This window comes from Methanohalophilus levihalophilus, from assembly GCF_017874375.1.
GTDB classification, from domain to species: Archaea; Halobacteriota; Methanosarcinia; order Methanosarcinales; family Methanosarcinaceae; genus Methanohalophilus; species Methanohalophilus levihalophilus.
This window is the reverse complement of record NZ_JAGGLK010000002.1, coordinates 360,990-376,475: the sequence shown is the minus strand read 5'-3', so window position 1 is coordinate 376,475 and position 15,486 is coordinate 360,990. Positions and strand designations below refer to the sequence as shown.

Here is a 15,486-nt window from a genome sequence, read left to right as displayed (position 1 = left end):
TCCTGTGTTTACCAGATTTAGGTAATACAAGATATATAATACATAGAGAAGAAGAAAAAGAAAAAAATCCTGCATAGTGCAGGCCAATCAATGTTTGGTCATCATCAACTTGATGAACTCTTTTGATTCCATAACGGGAACAGTATCGATATAGCAGATGTCAGACCAGGGGAGATTGAAAGCTCCGAAAGTCTCTGCGTCATCACATTCGTAAAGCATGAAATAGCGACAACCAGTGAGATCAATCCACTGATTCACGACTTTGATGCCTGATGGCATTTTTAATTTCTTGAAATGTTCGACTACCTTATCCCTGTTTTCAGGTTCCCAAGTACTAATTTCCATAAATAGCATTTTCTAACCCCCAATACCGTGAAACAGGACTTTCAGTTACCCCATTCCACAAGATCATATTGCATAAAATGCTATAAAAGGATTACAGAAACAAGAAAAAGAGAGATAGCGGGCCGGAAGGGATTTGAACCCTCGGCCGATGGATTAAGAGTCCATCGCTCTGCCTGACTAAGCTACCGGCCCATACTATTGGAACTGGCTCTCATACGTATTTTCATGATATATATGTTTCGGATGGATGATGATAAAAAAGAAACTATTCAGCGATGGAGTTCATAAAAACAAATCGAACTGCCAAAAATAAAACAAGCAATACATAATGAATAAACTGCACTCGAGATTAACAAGCCGTAAAATGGATTCAAGGCCATCGGCCAAAAAGGAACAATGTCTGTATACAGGAAAGAGTCTAGTAAAACATGGCTCCATGTTCCAATTAACGCACCAAAAATAATGGAATACAGAGAGTAGTCTTGTTTCATTCTCAAACGAGAAGTGACTTTTTCTAGACTATACCTTTCACCATAAATTCCAATAACAACTAAAAAGGCCAGAAAAGTCGCTCCTAAATAAGTATGCAATGGCCCATGAATGGGCTGACAGCCTGTGAAAAAACAATAGGATGCCCTAGCATCAACAATGATGCTGCCAAGCATAATTGCTGCCATATTTACCCGTTTTTCAAAGACCTCCCCCAAAAGAAGGGCCGGACCAAGGTGAAAAGGAGTAAAAGGCATTCAATTCTGCCTCAAACATGCTTGACAACACAAGTTGAAAGTCCTGTAATTTCCACGGTATCACTGTTATCCGGACTGTGAACAATCATCTGCCCCTTCTTAAGATACGGGATTCTCTTCTCATGGGAAAGTGGGACATTAAGAGCTTTTATCGCAGCATCGTTGGAGAGGTTCAGGATTACACGCGTATTAATCTGCTTGAGAACAGTTGAGTCGATGTCCTGTGGATCCTGTGTAATCAGGAATAGACCCAGTGCTTCCTTTCGTCCCTGACGTGCAGCATCTGCAAACCTTGAGATAATTCTTCTAGAATGTGCCGAGGTTGCATCCGAAAGGTACCTGTGGGCTTCGTCAAGAGCCAATATTACCGGAGTATTCTTTACTGCCACATCACCTGAAGTGCTTAGCTTATTATCTACCGTAATTGTCATCAGTGCAAGAGTTATGAGATCACGGATACGGACATTGTTCACATATTCAGTCGGGAACACGCTAATCCTGCCGGGTTTGAAAACCTCATCCAGTATTTCAGTCACAGGCGTTGCAGCCTGATCAAAAACAGCCGCAAATGATCGATTATTGATTTTCCTCGCAATGGCATCATATGAAGATTCATGGAGTTTGCCGCTGTCAACATACTCTGCCCTATTCATCGGATCTTCTACGAATTCAACAAATCCGTGGTATGTGTGCGCACCCAGTTCCCTGAAATAATCATCAAGAAGCCTTTCAATTCCCATCTGCTGGTTCTCGGTCAGCTCGGCTGCAGCTATGAGCCAGGAATTGTGCCTTACCATTTCAAACGGAATTGTGAATTCCATCTGTGTTGCCCTTGATTTACCGCTGTATGGGTGTCCGTCAACCTTCGCAATGAAAGTACGGGTATCCTGATAAGCACCATATTCAACATCTTCGGACTGGAATACGAATTCATCTTCAGAGGAAAGGTCACCATTCTCCTCAAACAACTGCGAATATTCATCCTGCGGATCCATTACCACAAGACACGGTAATTTGCCTTTGGTTCCCTGCCCGATTTCATCCCTGACAACATAGCGGTTGCTTTCTTTCAGGAATTGGCGCAGGATATTTTTTGTCAGGAAAGTCTTACCAGTTCCCGTACTTCCGCATACCAGCATGTGTCTGAAAATGAGTGGGTCACCCATCAGGTAGTCGTTTCGCATGTAGTAGGCCACTGACGGTGGAGAAGCATGCGTGCGGACAAGCTCACCTCCAACACTTAGATGACCGAGGAAAATACCCTCAGTTGGCATGTTGAGTCCGGTCTGGATTTTCATCTTGTCATCCACCGGGAGGATTAGCGTGTTCGGACGGGGAAGCCTGTCGGTCATCCTCCGCATGAGTTTGCCCTCTTTTGAATAGAGGATGCAAATTGGATCAAGGTAAGCAAGGAACTTGTAATCCACCTCATCAGTTGTGTTGCTTTTCAGCATCCGTCGGGAATGAAGTTCAGTAGCATCATCAACCTCGAATTCCTGCATATACTGGAGTTTCCAGACCCTTGCAAACAAATCTTCGTTACCATATGGAACAATCACATACGTTCCCAACCTGACAGCGGATCTGCGTGCTGAGGTTATATAACCCGTAATCCGTGCTCCTGATTCGGTAATCTCAATTGGCTCCAGGCCTGAAATGATTGTTCCGAAAGCAGAATCGACTGCATCCACAGATGAAGAATTAGCTGTATCTTCAGGGTTGTATTCTTCAAAACGGGAACTTTCGGAAGGTGAAGTTACATCTTCATTGGTTTCACGTTTCTCTTCACCATATTTTTCCCCTACCTTTAACAGATCATCAAAATCATCAAGACTCATTCATATCACTCCACCGCAACTCATTGTAGGTAGTATCAGGATCCAGTTTCCTGAATTGTTTCAATATCTGTGCCCTTTCTGTTTTCCGAATTTTTCCCAGACTATCTGCCTTGGAAAGACTTATAGGCAAGCCGTTTACAGAAATATCATAAAGCACTTTTTTTGTGATTAGGGATCGCATTTTCTCGTCTTTTGTAAGACCATAAGGCGCCTCTACTTTAAACAATACATTCATTGAGGGAACAAAAACCACAAAGAAGGTTAATGCATAATCTTCCGCCTCAAAAACATGTTGTAGGGATTCATCCATTAATGGAGTAGTCGTATCCAGCATACTTTCATAGAATTGATTGGGATGCATGAACCAATTGGTGTAAGTAATGCAATTCCTGGCTTCTTTCTCCGGTGGCCTGAGAATGGATTTGAAAAGCTGGGCATCTGCCATCCACGGGATGTCAAGATCAGTTTCCTGCTTCCGCAATGCCTGAACTACCTGTTTGTCTTCGGGATTTTTGACAAATCCTATCACAGGAATTTGCTGCTTCATGAAATGATCAACGATGTCAATGTAGTTCTGTAATATTTTCTTTGCATGAGGATCATAGCGAATCTGGACTTCGCCTGACGGAACGACCATCCAGTACATTAGCTGTTTTGGATAAAGAGGACCATCCATCATGAAAATATCATTTGTTGAAGGAATATCCTTAAGCCATAGCATGTGTTCGGATTCCGCAAGGTAAAGGGCAACATTGTGCACCATGCGTTTTTCTCTTGTTTGCAGGAGCCCGGGTTTTATGCGGACTATTTTTGATCTGCCTTCCTCATTATCAAAAGATGTCCAGCCTTCAGTAGTATTAATGGAGCATTTCCAGGAAGGGGAATATGTAGCTGCGACAATAGTACGTTTTGCATGGACATCAAGATCAGAAGGAGTGCATGCAAGGGCACAATGGCAGAAATCAACCGTTACCCCTGCTTCAAAATTACGTGGATTGGTACTTCCGCTGTCACATGCAAAAGTCCGTGAGACAGGATCGTTGCAGGAAGCCATTTGTTCAATATTAACCTTACCTCTGAATACCCTACCCAGCGCTTTCAGGACGATTTTCGACTCATGTTTCAATTCCTGCAGGAGGGGGAGAATATCATCCACCTCGCTTTCTTCCGGTGTTTCAAAGTCCGCATCTATACGGCTTGCAAGATCTGCTATTGCCCTGATGTGAACCGGTTCGAGAGTCATTTCGATAATACTCTTGTTTTTTGTGGATATAATATTTGTTCAGGGGGTTGGCGAGTTTAATTGATTCTCTTTTCCTAAACGGTTACAATTTCCGCAACCTTTAATAAGTAGCATCACATGTATGGGAAACCACATTAGCTTAATTTAAAAATCATACTTATCAAGTGAGGACTCATAATGGGCAAAACCGGAAGTATTGAATGGGTAAAAGTCAAAGGAAGGAAAGGAAACGTTATTAAGGTTAAAAAAGCAGATGCAGAGAAGGCACATAGTGCACCTGGCCAGCGCTACAGTTCATCCGGAACAAAAAGGCGCTTTAAACACAGGTCACCAAAGTCCATTGCAAAATGAACTTTGTTCTGAATTCTTTTTTTAACTAGCAGCAGCCGTTAACGGTTGTTGCTTCCATTACCTTTTAGTTCTTTTCCATAAGGTAACTTTTATATAGAACCACAAACATGTACAAACGACCTGTATTGCAGGTCAGCATCAAATTAACATATAATTTAATAAGGAGAAATATACATGGCAGGACAGATGGCTGGACAGCCAATCTTTATTTTAAGGGATGGTAACCAGAGAACAAAGGGCAGGGACGCCCAGAGCAATAACATCATGGCAGCAAAAGCAGTTGCTGAAGCTGTAAGGACAACCCTTGGTCCAAAAGGAATGGACAAGATGCTCGTGGACTCCCTCGGTGACGTTGTAATTACCAACGATGGTGCAACTATTCTTAAGGAAATGGACATTGAACACCCTGCTGCAAAGATGATTGTAGAGGTTTCCAAGACTCAGGACGATGAAGTCGGAGACGGAACCACAACTGCAGCTATCATCACCGGCGAACTCCTCAAAAAGGCAGAAGAACTGATCAATCAGGATGTACACCCAACAATTATCGCCGCAGGTTACAGACTGGCTGCTGACAAGGCAAGCGAAATCCTCAAAGGTCTTGCAAAAGACGTCACAGTCGACAACCGTGAAACACTTATCAACATTTCCGGTACCGCAATGACAGGTAAGGGCGCAGAAGCTTCCAAGGAAGTACTCAGCGACATTACAGTCAACGCAGTTACCAGCATTGCCGAGAAAGGCGACGGAGAATCCATCGACATCGAGAACATTAAAATAGAGAAGAAAGTCGGCGGAACCATCGAAGACAGCGAGCTTATCGAAGGCATGATTCTTGACAAGGAACGTGTACACTCCAACATGCCAAAGAAAGTAGAAGGAGCAAAAATCGCACTCCTCAACAGCGCAATCGAACTCAAGGAAACCGAAGTGGATGCAGAAATCTCAATCACTTCCCCGGACCAGCTCCAGTCCTTCCTCGATCAGGAAGAAAAGATGCTTCGCGGCCTTGTAGAGAAAATCGAAAACAGTGGTGCAAATGTTGTCTTCTGCCAGAAAGGTATCGATGACATGGCACAGCACTTCCTCGCAAAAGCAGGCATCCTCGCAGTCAGGCGTGTCAAGAAGAGCGACATGGAAAAACTCGTACGCTCTACCGGTGCAAAACTCATCACCAACATTGACGAAATGACCGCAGAAGATCTCGGTGCAGCTGACAAGGTCGAAGAGAGGAAGATCGCAGGCGACAGCATGATTTTCATCACCGGTTGCGTAAATCCAAAATCCGTTTCAATCCTCCTCCGCGGTGGTACCGAACACGTTATTGACAACATCGAAAGGGCACTCAACGATGCACTTCGTGTAGTCGCAGTAGCTATCGAAGACGAGAAACTCGTAGCTGGCGGCGGAGCACCTGAAGTTGAAGTTGCATTGCAGCTCCAGGATTACGCAGCATCCCTCAGCGGCAGGGAACAGCTCGCAGTCAAAGCATTCGCAGAAGCTCTTGAAGTAATTCCAAGAACTCTCGCAGAAAATGCTGGTCTTGACCCAATTGACATGCTTGTTGAACTGAGATCCCACCACGAGAAAGGCACAAAGACCGCTGGTCTGAATGTATACCTTGGTGAAGTCATTGACATGTGGGAAGCTGGCGTTGTCGAACCACTCAGGATTAAGACACAGGCAATCAATGCCGGTGCAGAAGCATCCGTTATGATCCTGAGAATTGACGACATCATCGCATCAACCCGTGCACCTGACATGCCACCTGGAGGCATGGATGGAATGGGCGGCATGCCACCAATGATGTAATTTCAAGAAAATAGATATTTCGTGCACAGCTTTAGGGCTGTGCAACAACTTCTTTTTTTGGCTTAATTTGGTTCTGTTAGATAATTGCGTGCTATTCAATGAAAAAGAGATTTCTGCTATGGGATCGATAGAACGAATCTTTTCATGAAAATATAGATGATTAATAATTTGAAAAAAGTGGCTTTTAAGTGTAGAATATTATTTCATGTTTTTAAGAGTTTTTAATTGCCAATCCCTTTCTTCTGTTATGGCTTTAATATCATTATTGCTTATTAATCCAATAAACTTCACAGCATAATCTGAAGCAACCATACCGTGTTCCTTCATGTGACCAGTACTTATAGCATGCCCGATTGCTCGCAAAGCGCTTGTATCAATATCACTGTCTGCCTCTCTGGCTAAACTGTGGATTTTTAATCCGACCTGTCTGACATCATGCATTCTGGCTTTTCCCTCACGCCATTGGGCGTTGATATCAATACCTTCCTGGACGATGGCTTTTTTCGATTCGTCCAGGTTGATTTTTCCATAAATGTGTTCAACTAGCTTCATTGCCCATTCATTAACACTGGTGTGTGATGAAGATTCGTACAAGGTATAAAGTTCGTATCTAATACTATCATTATCAAGAATTCGCAGTGTTAGTTTACTCATGTCTTTAGCCATAGATACTCCAAAATTCCATACCGTGTAAAACCATTTGTTTAATTTTTTTAAATAACAATACTGGTATTAAACAGAACCTTAATTTTTAATTCGAAGACTTAGTCTTCAAGAGTGATACCAATCGGACAGTGATCAGAACCCATGACATCACTGAGCATGAATGAATCTTTCACATTATCCCTGAACTCTTCATTCACAAAGAAGTAATCAATTCTCCAGCCTACATTCCGATCCCTTGAGCGGGTTTTCATGTCCCACCAACTGTAATGGCCACCTTCCTCAGTAAACATACGGAAAGTGTCAATATAACCATGGGAAAGAAATTCGTCGATCCATGCACGTTCTTCAGGAAGGAAACCGGATCGTTTCTCATTCTGTTTGGGCCTTGCAAGATCAATTTCCTTGTGAGCTGTGTTTACATCACCGCAAACAACTACATTGTAACCTTCATCCCTGACCCCGTCAACATACTCAAGGAAAGCGTCATAGAAGTCCATCTTGTAATCGAGTCTCTCCTGCGAAGAATTGCCATTTGGATAGTATATGTTGAAAAGTACAAAATTCTCGTACCACGCGATCAGTATCCTACCTTCGTGATCAAATCTGGGATCTCCAAACCCATATTCAACACGTTCCGGTGCCACCTTGCTGTAGATAGCAACCCCGCTGTAGCCTTTCCTCTCAGCAGCCGCAAAGTAGGAATAGTAGCCTTCGATATGTTTTAGTGCCCTTGTCAGCTGGTTGGGATTTGCTTTAGTCTCCTGAATGCAAAGGATGTCCGGAGAATCTTTCTGAAGCCATTCCACAAAACCTTTTTTGACCATTGAACGAAGCCCGTTCACGTTCCATGAGAGTATACGAAGATCACTCATTCTTACTTCCTCCTGAAGGTTTACCCACAAGCACCTCGGTGGATTTGATTATTGCAAACACTTCATCCCCTTCTGTGAGATCAAGGCTTTCAACCGCTTCAGCCGTAATCAGGGAAGTTAGTATTGAAGGCTCCACTTCAATTTTGAGCTTACAGGCAACATCCCCTTTCTCGATTTCCACGATTTTACCCAGAAGGCGGTTTCTGGCAGAGAGCTTTATACCAAGATTTTCCCATGAAACTTCATCAGCCATCAATTCATCCACATAATTCCGATTTTTTTCATATTCCACAATAAGCTTTCTTCCGTATTCAGTCAGGAAAGTTCCTTGCTTCTTGCCACCCCGGACCGTTCTTACAACATCCTCACCCAATCTTTCATTGATGCTTTTAATGATGTTCCAGGCATGTTTGTAAGAAATATCAAGCTTCTTGCAGGCTTTTTGTAGAGAGCCTTCTTCATCAATGGCAAGCAAAAGTTCAGCTTTACCTGCACCAAGAACCGGTTTGCCTTCGTGTGAGAGCCATACTTTGGCTTTCCTTTCCACCCACCTCACCTCTTGAGACACTTAAGCACGTCTTCGGAAGGAGAAGCTAAGCCTATCAGGCGAGTGCGACCACGAGTACCCTCACCTGAAAAGGCAGTATCAAGGTGCTGTGATTCTGCAAGTTTATTAACAATTTCATAGAAACGTGTGTATCCAAGGCCTGTCATTTCATGGAAATTCTCATAAATGTCACCAGCTTTAGACTGGCCCATTTCAGCTATAATACCAAGCAGTTTTTTCTCATCTGCGGAAAGGCTCATTATGTTTCTTTTGAGATTAAGAAGCCGGGAAGACTCGTACGCTTTTTCCACGTCTTCTGTTTCAACCGTTTTGTTAGCCCTTTTTTCCGCATTGAGGCCGGATCGTTTCAGGAGATCAATTCCCACACGCAAGTCCCCGGTACTGTCAACGTAATTCGCCACAACTTCCTGCACTTTCTCGGGGAATACGTCCGGATAAAATGCCAGTTGAACCCTTGAAGCTATGATATCTTTTATTTCATCATAATCGTAACGTAAGAATTCGATTTCCTCAGGAAGGAAAACAGAACTGACTTTTGGATCAAACCTGTAAAGTTTACCGGTATCACTTACTACTGCAATCACACCGATTTTTGCACCCGGGAAGAGCTCGTGAGCCCGGAGAATGGAATACATAACCTCGTCAGCGTGCCCTTCGTGGAAGAGATAGTTGATATCGTCAAGACATACAATCATCACTTTGTCTTTGTCAATAAGTCTCTGGACGATCTTTTCAAAAAGTTTCCTGAAAGCAACACCTGAAGAAGGAGGTTCCACATTGAACAATTTCCTGTATATCCTGGAAGCCACTGCGAACCTTGTGGAATCTATCTGGCAATTAATCTTGAGCATCACTACGTCATCTGAATGCTTTTCCACTTCCTCAAACATCTTGAGAACAGCAGAGGTCTTTCCAGTGCCCGGCGGGCCTGTAAGCAAGCAATTTACCGGCCTCATACCCCTTAACGCTGGCCTCATGCTGTAGGCAAGCGATTGCATCTGGTTTTCACGATGAAGTAGATCTTCAGGAACATAATCAATTTCAAGTGCCTGAGGATCACGGAAAAGAGTCTCATCCCACAAAAGCATATCACGGCTCATCAAACCAATCTCCACATTTTCAGCCGATATAAAACTCTTGCAAAACTATAATAGCTTTTTCACATGTCCGGGAAGCCCGGAAGCGAAAACCTGAACACCAGATGGGAATCTTTTATATATTTATTCGCCTATGGGTGATTGATTATGGGATATAGAGGAAGACCCAAAACACCCCGGAGAATCAGTTGCAAACCACGCATAATGTGCTTCAAACCATGCGGCATCCCCATGAAGGAAATTGAGGCTGTTGAGCTTGCACTGGAGGAGCTTGAAGCTCTACGACTTGTAGATGTTGAGGGGCTTCATCAGGAAGAAGCAGCCAACCAGATGGGAATTTCGCGGAGAGCTTTCTGGAAAGACCTTCAAAATGCAAGAGCAAAAGTGGCATTTGCCCTTTCTACCGGAAAAGGGATCGAAATCCTTGATACAACTAACAATTATACAGAAAATGCTGAGGAAGAGAAAGCATGAGTTCAAATATACTATCATCCGAGAGCCTTAAGAGCGCTAAACCCGAAGAACCGAAAATTGTCACAAACCTGCGTGGAATAAGGAGCAAAATAATGGTTATGAGTGGCAAGGGAGGAGTCGGGAAAAGCACGGTTTCCGCTAATCTGGCTGCATTCCTTGCAAGGAAAGGCAAAAAGGTGGGTCTTCTGGATGGAGATATTCACGGACCTACAATCCCAACGATGTTTGGCATTGAAGATCAGCGTCCAACGGTCGGTGAGAAGGGAATTGAGCCGGTAAAGGTCTCTGAAAACCTGAAAGTGATGTCCATTGGCCTCCTCCTTGATAATCAGGATTCGCCAATCGTATGGAGAGGACCTGCCAAGATGGCAGCAATCAAACAATTCCTTGAAGAAGTTGACTGGGGAGTACTGGATTACCTGATTATTGATCTTCCACCGGGAACCGGAGATGAACCACTGAGTATAGTCCAGCTTATAGGAAAAGTTGATGGATCTGTTGTAGTCACAACCCCACAGGACGTTGCTCTCACAAGCGTGCGCAAATCTCTCAAATTTGCAGACATGCTCAATGTCCCTGTTATAGGCCTTGTTGAAAATATGAGTGGTGTTATTTGCCCCGATTGTGGAAAAGAAATTGATATTTTCGGACGTGGAAGCATTGAAAAAGCTGCTGAAGATTTTAACATAAAGATTCTTGCGGCACTTCCAATTGAGCCTGAAATATCAGCAACCAGCGATGCCGGGAAGGTCTATGTTGAAGAAATGGACTCCAAATGGAGTAAGGGCTTTGATGACATTGTCGATGCTGTTGAGAATTTCACCAATAAAAAGTGAGTCTTTTAATGGGGGTTAGTTAAGTGGATAACAAGCAAATCAGTAACAAGCTTAAGGATATACTTGACTTAAGGTATGAACCAGTAGCTGTGAAGTTAATACACAAAGGAGAAAGAATTCCGGATTTGTTTGATATCCCGTCTCAAAAACTCAGGCACTGCCAATCCATAATGCGAGCTCGCAAGGGAGAAGGATTTGTTATCCCGGCAGAAATGCATGCCTGTGTTGTCGGTGGTTCCAGCCTCGGACTACTGCCAACCCCTGAAAAAGTAAGGAAGGGAACGTTCCACTACAATCTCGGAATGTTCAAAAGTGAGACAGCAGCTTCAAAGACCATGGAAGAACGTGTCGAGCTTGAAGAAGGCTCAGTGATTGCAACAATTGTTTCCCCCCTAAAGACGGCCGACTTTGAACCTGATGTCGTCATCATTGTAGACGAGCCTGAAACCCTTTATTGGCTGATTCCTGCAACTACTTATGAAAACGGAGGACGCGTAGAAATGAGTACGGCTCCGTTCCAGGCAACATGTGTTGATGCGACCCTGATACCCCTTGTGACAGGTAAGATAAATCTGTCAATGGGATGCTTTGGATGCCGCAAAGCCACAGACATACAAACTGATGAGATGTTAGCCGGAATTCCATTCAAGGAATTGCCAGAAGTTGTGAAAAACCTGGAAGAAATGCATAAAGGACCTATGGAAAAAGCTCGCGGAAAATGAGATGGACAATTGTGACCGAAATTGAAGACGCTGCAAAAAAAGGGTTCATCTGGCTGGAGCAGCAGCATCCTGATGATCTAAAAGAGATCAGTCGCTTCTCCCTTGCATATACGCTCTGGAAAAAAGAGAATAAATGGATTGATTTCCTGAACAATGTTTTGCAGGAGCCTCTGAAGCAAAATGTCAGGGATATCGCAAGGGTACTTACTTCTGCATCCATTGCAGGGACTAAATTTTCAGAATCCGAAATCTGGATAAAAGAGCAGCAAAACCAGAATGGATCATGGGGGACAGATGACATCTACGACACGGCATATGCCCTCACAGCTCTTGCGAATGCTGGCTACTATAATCCCATAGGATGTAATTGGCTTCTGGACAATTTTTCTTCCGGGTGGGAACATCCCGGAACTATTTCTTTGATAATCACAGCCCTTGTAAAACAGGGAAAAACAGGAAATACCAACATTTACAACGATTTTATCAGCCAGCGGGTTCAATGGTTGCTTGACAATGAAGATGTCAAAGGCGGATGGAAATACATTGCCACAACAACTATTGTCATTGATGCGCTTATCAACTCAGGGCATAATGATGCAATAAACCCTTCCGCAGAATGGCTGGTTGGAAGGCAAAATCCTGATGGTTCATGGGGCAAAGGGGAAAAGAGAAAAAACACAACTGCAATGGTTCTTGCTTGCTTTGCAAAAATACAATAACAATACCTAATAGCAGTTTTTATAAAGGAAATCGGAATATGTTATAAGTGAGGGGAATAATGGAAGACAATTTCCTGAAATATCATCCTGAATCAAATACGTATATTGCAGAGAAGAGATCCTATTTTAAAGATGAAATCAGGGTGGATGGAAACCTGATTGCAGGAGCGTTATCCAATTTCTGGAAGTCTCTGAGCGCTACAGGCACAGTTGAACTTGGGAAAAGAACAATTGTCCGTGGGGATTTAAAAGCAACGCGCATTCTTCTCGGCCCAGGGAGTGAAATCACCGGGAATCTGCACGCAGAGGATGAGGCTATTTTGCTTGATGGAGCCATTATTGGAGGATCTGCGACCTGTGGAGGCCAGATGAAAATCAGGCCCGGATGCAAAATAAAATTTGCAAAAGCTGACAGGGAACTTGAACTTGTCGGCAAAGTCCACATCGGGGAAATTGAATCCGGAACCCGCGTAGTGGTTCGATCCGATTAAATCAGAAATCATTTTTTGCGCTCTTCTGCAAGCTTCCCAAGAAGGGAATTGCGAAGTTCATTAGCTTGGCGGCTTGTGCGATCCCGGGGTCTTGGAAGATCTACTTTTACCATTTCCTTAACCCTTCCAGGTCTTGCTGACATAACCACAATCCTGTCTGCAAGATAAACAGCTTCATCTACGCTGTGAGTTACAAAAAGAATTGTTATTTTCTTTTTCTCCCATATCTGGAGTAATTCCTGCTGTGAGGTATTCCGCGTCTGGGCATCAAGTGCACCAAAAGGTTCGTCCATGAGTAAGACGGAAGGATCATTTGCAAGTGCCCTTACAATAGCAACCCTTTGCCGCATCCCACCTGACAATTCATAAGGATAACTATCCCTGAATTGTTCAAGACCAACCATCTTAAGGTATTCTTCTGCAGTTCTGGATATTTCTTCCTTTGGAGCACCCTGCAGTTCCATTCCGAAAGTAATGTTTTCAATAACTGTTTTCCATGGAAAAAGCGAATATTCCTGAAAAACCATCCCCCTTCGAGGATCAGGAACCGTGATTTCATCGCCGTCAAGGGTTACACGACCAGAGTCAGGTATGTCAAGCCCTGCTATAATACGCAGCAAAGTGGTTTTTCCACATCCAGAAGGCCCTATAAGACAAATAAATTCCCTGTCTTTTATCTCAAGATTTACGTCTTCAAGGGCATTGGTGGATTCACCACTGTCTTTCTCAAATGACTGCGAAATGTGTTCGATTGAAAGCTGGCCCATCAGACAACAACTCCTTTACGCCATTTCAGGATTTTACCATCGACATACCATCTGAAAATACGGTCAATCACCAGTCCGAGGAAACCAAGTATCAGCATGTAGACAAGCACATAGTCCATCTGGTGGAGATAATAGTGCCACCAGATTTTGTATCCCAGACCGCTGCTGCTCACACCGAACATCTCTGCAGCCACAAGACACATCCATCCGACACCCATTGCAATCCTGATACCAGCAGCAATTGAAGGGAAGGAGGATGGCAATGCAACATGACGGATCAAGGATCTGTCATTCATACATCCCAGCACTCTTGCAGCTTCCACATAAACTTTTGGAACTCCTTTGAAACCGGAAACCGTGTTGATAACTATTGGAAATACAGCTCCTACAAAGATAACAAAACCTGCAGATATATTTGTAAGCCCAAACCAGACAATGGCAAAGGGAATCCATGCAAGCGGTGGAATCGGACGCACAATTTCAATAAGGGGATCAATCGCCTTGTCAACGTATTTGAACCAGCCCATTGCAACTCCAATCGGAATGCCAATGAGCAGGGCCGCAAATAAACCGATTCCGAAATGTAGCAGACTCGTGAGTAAATCCGTAAAGAAAACACCACTCTGAATTATATCAACAAAAGCGATGAAAACATCAGTAAAACTTGGAAGAATGAGCTTTCGCTGAATTACGAAATCCGCAATTAATTGCCAGATTGCAATTGCTACGAAAAGAGATATTATCTCAATTCCTTTGCCTTCGAAACGACTCTTCGGGGATTTCATAAATTCCTCCCGAAAGCGGACAAATTTTCCCCGCTTCCGGGTCTTATTATGTATAGCTCATTAATGTATGTTGCCATCATTCTTCAGTTGCAGCTTCATAAAAACTCAGGTCAAAGATGTCATCCTGAGTCAACTCAACTTCAATGTAGCCCAGCTCATGCTGTACTTCTGCATAATCCACAGTTGATTCCACAATGATGTTTGGATCTGCAATCCACTGTCCATCCCACTCGTCAAGGGAAGCGCGAACAATATTGACATCCCAGCCTTGTTTGTCAGCGAATATCTGGGCTGCTTCTTCCTTGTTCTCAAGGTTGAAGTCATTTGCCTTGATATGTGTTTTCACAATCTGTGTGACCATTTCAGGATTGTTGCGAATCAGGTCACCACTTACAACCATCACACAACAGGCATGCTCTGGCATTATCACTCCGGAAGCAACGACAGATCTGCCAGTACCCTCTGCTTCAATAAGCGCAGGTGCAGGGTGTGGAAGGAATGCCCCATCAATCTGGGCTGCGGAGATTGCAGCAATAGCATCGCCCGGACCCATGGATTTTATGATAACATCAGCATCAGGTTCCAAGCCGTTCTCAATCAGCCAGTTGCGCAGAATGGTATCCTGAATTGTCCCCGGAGGGAAAGTTGCAATTGTGAGCCCTTTAAGATCTTCAGGAGATTCATAAGGGATATCAGTCAACAGCACAAGATCAGAGCCCTGAGAATTTACCCCGGCAACAACCTTAGCATCAAGACCGCTGCCCAATGCCGCGATAAATGGTGCAGCTCCGACATATGCTATATCAAGATCTCCTGCAAGCATGGACTGCATCTCAGGAGCACCTGTGGGGAATTCAAATTCATTAATGGTAGTTACACCAAAGGGTGCAAGATCCTCAGCCCACCATCCTTTTTCGTAGGCAGTCATGTATGCAATCTGGTGAGTGCTTGGCTGGTAACCAAAATTGATCTCTTCAACTACCGATTCTTCGCCTTCTTCCGGGGAAACGCAACCGGAAATCAATACAATACCAGCGATTACGAATGAAATGAGTAAAATTAATTGAAGTTTCTTCATATTCATACCTCCAAAACATATGAATTCTATATAGATTATAGATATCAATTTGCAATCTGGAAGCATTAAATTTATA

The 15,486-nt window shown here is 43.6% G+C and carries 18 protein-coding genes and 1 tRNA gene; 7 read left to right on the top strand and 12 right to left on the bottom strand.

All coding sequences use genetic code 11. The annotated features are described in order from the left end of the window. Window positions 1–87: 87 nt before the first annotated feature. From J2755_RS05600 to J2755_RS05580, 5 genes are all read right to left on the bottom strand, one after another. Window positions 88–354 carry a DUF3303 domain-containing protein gene (locus tag J2755_RS05600; RefSeq protein ID WP_209680792.1) on the bottom strand — a complete coding sequence of 89 codons (267 nt, stop codon included), beginning with the start codon at window positions 352–354 and terminating at the stop codon, window positions 88–90. 109 nt (window positions 355–463) lie between these two features. Continuing rightward, window positions 464–537: transfer RNA gene (locus tag J2755_RS05595), tRNA-Lys, on the bottom strand. Between the two features lie 77 nt (window positions 538–614). Next, entirely contained in the window at window positions 615–1,091 is a 477-nt protein-coding gene (locus J2755_RS05590; RefSeq protein ID WP_209680791.1) for a DUF4184 family protein, read from the bottom strand. Window positions 1,092–1,102: 11 nt separating this feature from the next. Then, on the bottom strand, window positions 1,103–2,929 hold the full coding sequence (locus J2755_RS05585; protein ID WP_209680790.1) for an ATP-binding protein: 1,827 nt from the start codon (window positions 2,927–2,929) through the stop codon (window positions 1,103–1,105). Beyond that, entirely contained in the window at window positions 2,919–4,172 is a 1,254-nt protein-coding gene (locus J2755_RS05580; protein WP_209680789.1) for a DNA double-strand break repair nuclease NurA, read from the bottom strand. Before J2755_RS05580 ends, J2755_RS05585 begins: the two co-directional genes overlap by 11 nt. Before the next feature lie 177 nt (window positions 4,173–4,349). Between J2755_RS05580 and J2755_RS05575 the strand changes: the two genes are divergently transcribed. Both J2755_RS05575 and thsA read left to right on the top strand, forming a co-directional pair. Next, window positions 4,350–4,523, top strand: coding sequence for a DUF5350 domain-containing protein (locus tag J2755_RS05575; protein ID WP_209680787.1), 174 nt, complete (start codon window positions 4,350–4,352; stop codon window positions 4,521–4,523). A gap of 174 nt (window positions 4,524–4,697) precedes the next feature. After that, complete coding sequence (gene thsA / locus J2755_RS05570) at window positions 4,698–6,335, top strand: thermosome subunit alpha (protein ID WP_209680786.1); 1,638 nt, start codon at window positions 4,698–4,700, stop codon at window positions 6,333–6,335. Window positions 6,336–6,533: 198 nt separating this feature from the next. On the opposite strand, the gene J2755_RS05565 is transcribed toward thsA, so the two are convergent. The 4 genes from J2755_RS05565 to J2755_RS05550 all read right to left on the bottom strand — a co-directional run bounded on the left by J2755_RS05565 (window position 6,534) and on the right by J2755_RS05550 (window position 9,541). Next, on the bottom strand, window positions 6,534–7,001 hold the full coding sequence (locus J2755_RS05565; protein ID WP_209680784.1) for a putative immunity protein: 468 nt from the start codon (window positions 6,999–7,001) through the stop codon (window positions 6,534–6,536). 98 nt (window positions 7,002–7,099) lie between these two features. Continuing rightward, complete coding sequence (locus tag J2755_RS05560; RefSeq protein WP_209680782.1) at window positions 7,100–7,873, bottom strand: exodeoxyribonuclease III; 774 nt, start codon at window positions 7,871–7,873, stop codon at window positions 7,100–7,102. Continuing rightward, window positions 7,866–8,420: a TOBE domain-containing protein gene (locus J2755_RS05555; protein WP_209680780.1), complete on the bottom strand. Its 555-nt coding sequence runs from the start codon at window positions 8,418–8,420 to the stop codon at window positions 7,866–7,868. Before J2755_RS05555 ends, J2755_RS05560 begins: the two co-directional genes overlap by 8 nt. A gap of 5 nt (window positions 8,421–8,425) precedes the next feature. After that, on the bottom strand, window positions 8,426–9,541 hold the full coding sequence (locus J2755_RS05550) for an ORC1-type DNA replication protein (protein ID WP_209680778.1): 1,116 nt from the start codon (window positions 9,539–9,541) through the stop codon (window positions 8,426–8,428). A 144-nt stretch (window positions 9,542–9,685) separates the two neighbouring features. Here J2755_RS05550 and J2755_RS05545 point away from each other — a divergent pair, with 144 nt between their 5' ends. Genes J2755_RS05545 through J2755_RS05525 form a run of 5 tightly spaced genes read left to right on the top strand, consistent with a single transcriptional unit; the run spans window position 9,686 to window position 12,780 of the window. After that, window positions 9,686–10,012, top strand: a complete 327-nt coding sequence (locus tag J2755_RS05545) for a DUF134 domain-containing protein (RefSeq protein ID WP_245312723.1) — start codon at window positions 9,686–9,688, stop codon at window positions 10,010–10,012. Then, window positions 10,009–10,848 (top strand): Mrp/NBP35 family ATP-binding protein, encoded by an 840-nt coding sequence (locus tag J2755_RS05540; protein ID WP_209680776.1) that lies wholly within the window; start codon window positions 10,009–10,011, stop codon window positions 10,846–10,848. Before J2755_RS05545 ends, J2755_RS05540 begins: the two co-directional genes overlap by 4 nt. A 23-nt stretch (window positions 10,849–10,871) precedes the next feature. Beyond that, a complete protein-coding gene (locus tag J2755_RS05535; protein WP_209680775.1) occupies window positions 10,872–11,570 on the top strand; it encodes a DUF169 domain-containing protein in 699 nt (232 codons plus the stop codon). Further along, window positions 11,567–12,289, top strand: a complete 723-nt coding sequence (locus tag J2755_RS05530) for a prenyltransferase/squalene oxidase repeat-containing protein (RefSeq protein WP_209680774.1) — start codon at window positions 11,567–11,569, stop codon at window positions 12,287–12,289. The genes J2755_RS05535 and J2755_RS05530 overlap by 4 nt, the downstream gene beginning before the upstream one ends. Window positions 12,290–12,348: 59 nt before the next feature. After that, the gene (locus J2755_RS05525) at window positions 12,349–12,780 is read left to right on the top strand and encodes a polymer-forming cytoskeletal protein (RefSeq protein WP_209680773.1); all 432 of its coding nucleotides are present in this window, start codon (window positions 12,349–12,351) and stop codon (window positions 12,778–12,780) included. Between the two features lie 8 nt (window positions 12,781–12,788). Here the strand turns inward: J2755_RS05525 and J2755_RS05520 are convergent, their stop codons facing one another. The 3 genes from J2755_RS05520 to J2755_RS05510 form a co-directional block, all read right to left on the bottom strand. Continuing rightward, window positions 12,789–13,547, bottom strand: coding sequence for an ABC transporter ATP-binding protein (locus tag J2755_RS05520; RefSeq protein WP_209680772.1), 759 nt, complete (start codon window positions 13,545–13,547; stop codon window positions 12,789–12,791). Then, entirely contained in the window at window positions 13,547–14,332 is a 786-nt protein-coding gene (locus tag J2755_RS05515; RefSeq protein ID WP_209680771.1) for an ABC transporter permease, read from the bottom strand. The genes J2755_RS05520 and J2755_RS05515 overlap by 1 nt, the downstream gene beginning before the upstream one ends. A gap of 76 nt (window positions 14,333–14,408) precedes the next feature. Next, complete coding sequence (locus J2755_RS05510; protein ID WP_209680770.1) at window positions 14,409–15,410, bottom strand: ABC transporter substrate-binding protein; 1,002 nt, start codon at window positions 15,408–15,410, stop codon at window positions 14,409–14,411. Window positions 15,411–15,486 lie beyond the last annotated feature (76 nt).

What these genes read in the sequence shown, in the direction of transcription:
- J2755_RS05600 (WP_209680792.1), bottom strand. Translation starts at nt 354, where the DNA reads ATGCTATTTATGGAAATTAGTACTTGGGAACCTGAAAACAGGGATAAG.
- J2755_RS05590 (WP_209680791.1), bottom strand. Translation starts at nt 1,091, where the DNA reads ATGCCTTTTACTCCTTTTCACCTTGGTCCGGCCCTTCTTTTGGGGGAG.
- J2755_RS05585 (WP_209680790.1), bottom strand. Translation starts at nt 2,929, where the DNA reads ATGAGTCTTGATGATTTTGATGATCTGTTAAAGGTAGGGGAAAAATAT.
- J2755_RS05580 (WP_209680789.1), bottom strand. Translation starts at nt 4,172, where the DNA reads ATGACTCTCGAACCGGTTCACATCAGGGCAATAGCAGATCTTGCAAGC.
- J2755_RS05575 (WP_209680787.1), top strand. Translation starts at nt 4,350, where the DNA reads ATGGGCAAAACCGGAAGTATTGAATGGGTAAAAGTCAAAGGAAGGAAA.
- thsA (WP_209680786.1), top strand. Translation starts at nt 4,698, where the DNA reads ATGGCAGGACAGATGGCTGGACAGCCAATCTTTATTTTAAGGGATGGT.
- J2755_RS05565 (WP_209680784.1), bottom strand. Translation starts at nt 7,001, where the DNA reads ATGGCTAAAGACATGAGTAAACTAACACTGCGAATTCTTGATAATGAT.
- J2755_RS05560 (WP_209680782.1), bottom strand. Translation starts at nt 7,873, where the DNA reads ATGAGTGATCTTCGTATACTCTCATGGAACGTGAACGGGCTTCGTTCA.
- J2755_RS05550 (WP_209680778.1), bottom strand. Translation starts at nt 9,541, where the DNA reads ATGAGCCGTGATATGCTTTTGTGGGATGAGACTCTTTTCCGTGATCCT.
- J2755_RS05545 (WP_245312723.1), top strand. Translation starts at nt 9,686, where the DNA reads ATGGGATATAGAGGAAGACCCAAAACACCCCGGAGAATCAGTTGCAAA.
- J2755_RS05540 (WP_209680776.1), top strand. Translation starts at nt 10,009, where the DNA reads ATGAGTTCAAATATACTATCATCCGAGAGCCTTAAGAGCGCTAAACCC.
- J2755_RS05530 (WP_209680774.1), top strand. Translation starts at nt 11,567, where the DNA reads ATGAGATGGACAATTGTGACCGAAATTGAAGACGCTGCAAAAAAAGGG.
- J2755_RS05525 (WP_209680773.1), top strand. Translation starts at nt 12,349, where the DNA reads ATGGAAGACAATTTCCTGAAATATCATCCTGAATCAAATACGTATATT.
- J2755_RS05520 (WP_209680772.1), bottom strand. Translation starts at nt 13,547, where the DNA reads ATGGGCCAGCTTTCAATCGAACACATTTCGCAGTCATTTGAGAAAGAC.
- J2755_RS05515 (WP_209680771.1), bottom strand. Translation starts at nt 14,332, where the DNA reads ATGAAATCCCCGAAGAGTCGTTTCGAAGGCAAAGGAATTGAGATAATA.
- J2755_RS05510 (WP_209680770.1), bottom strand. Translation starts at nt 15,410, where the DNA reads ATGAAGAAACTTCAATTAATTTTACTCATTTCATTCGTAATCGCTGGT.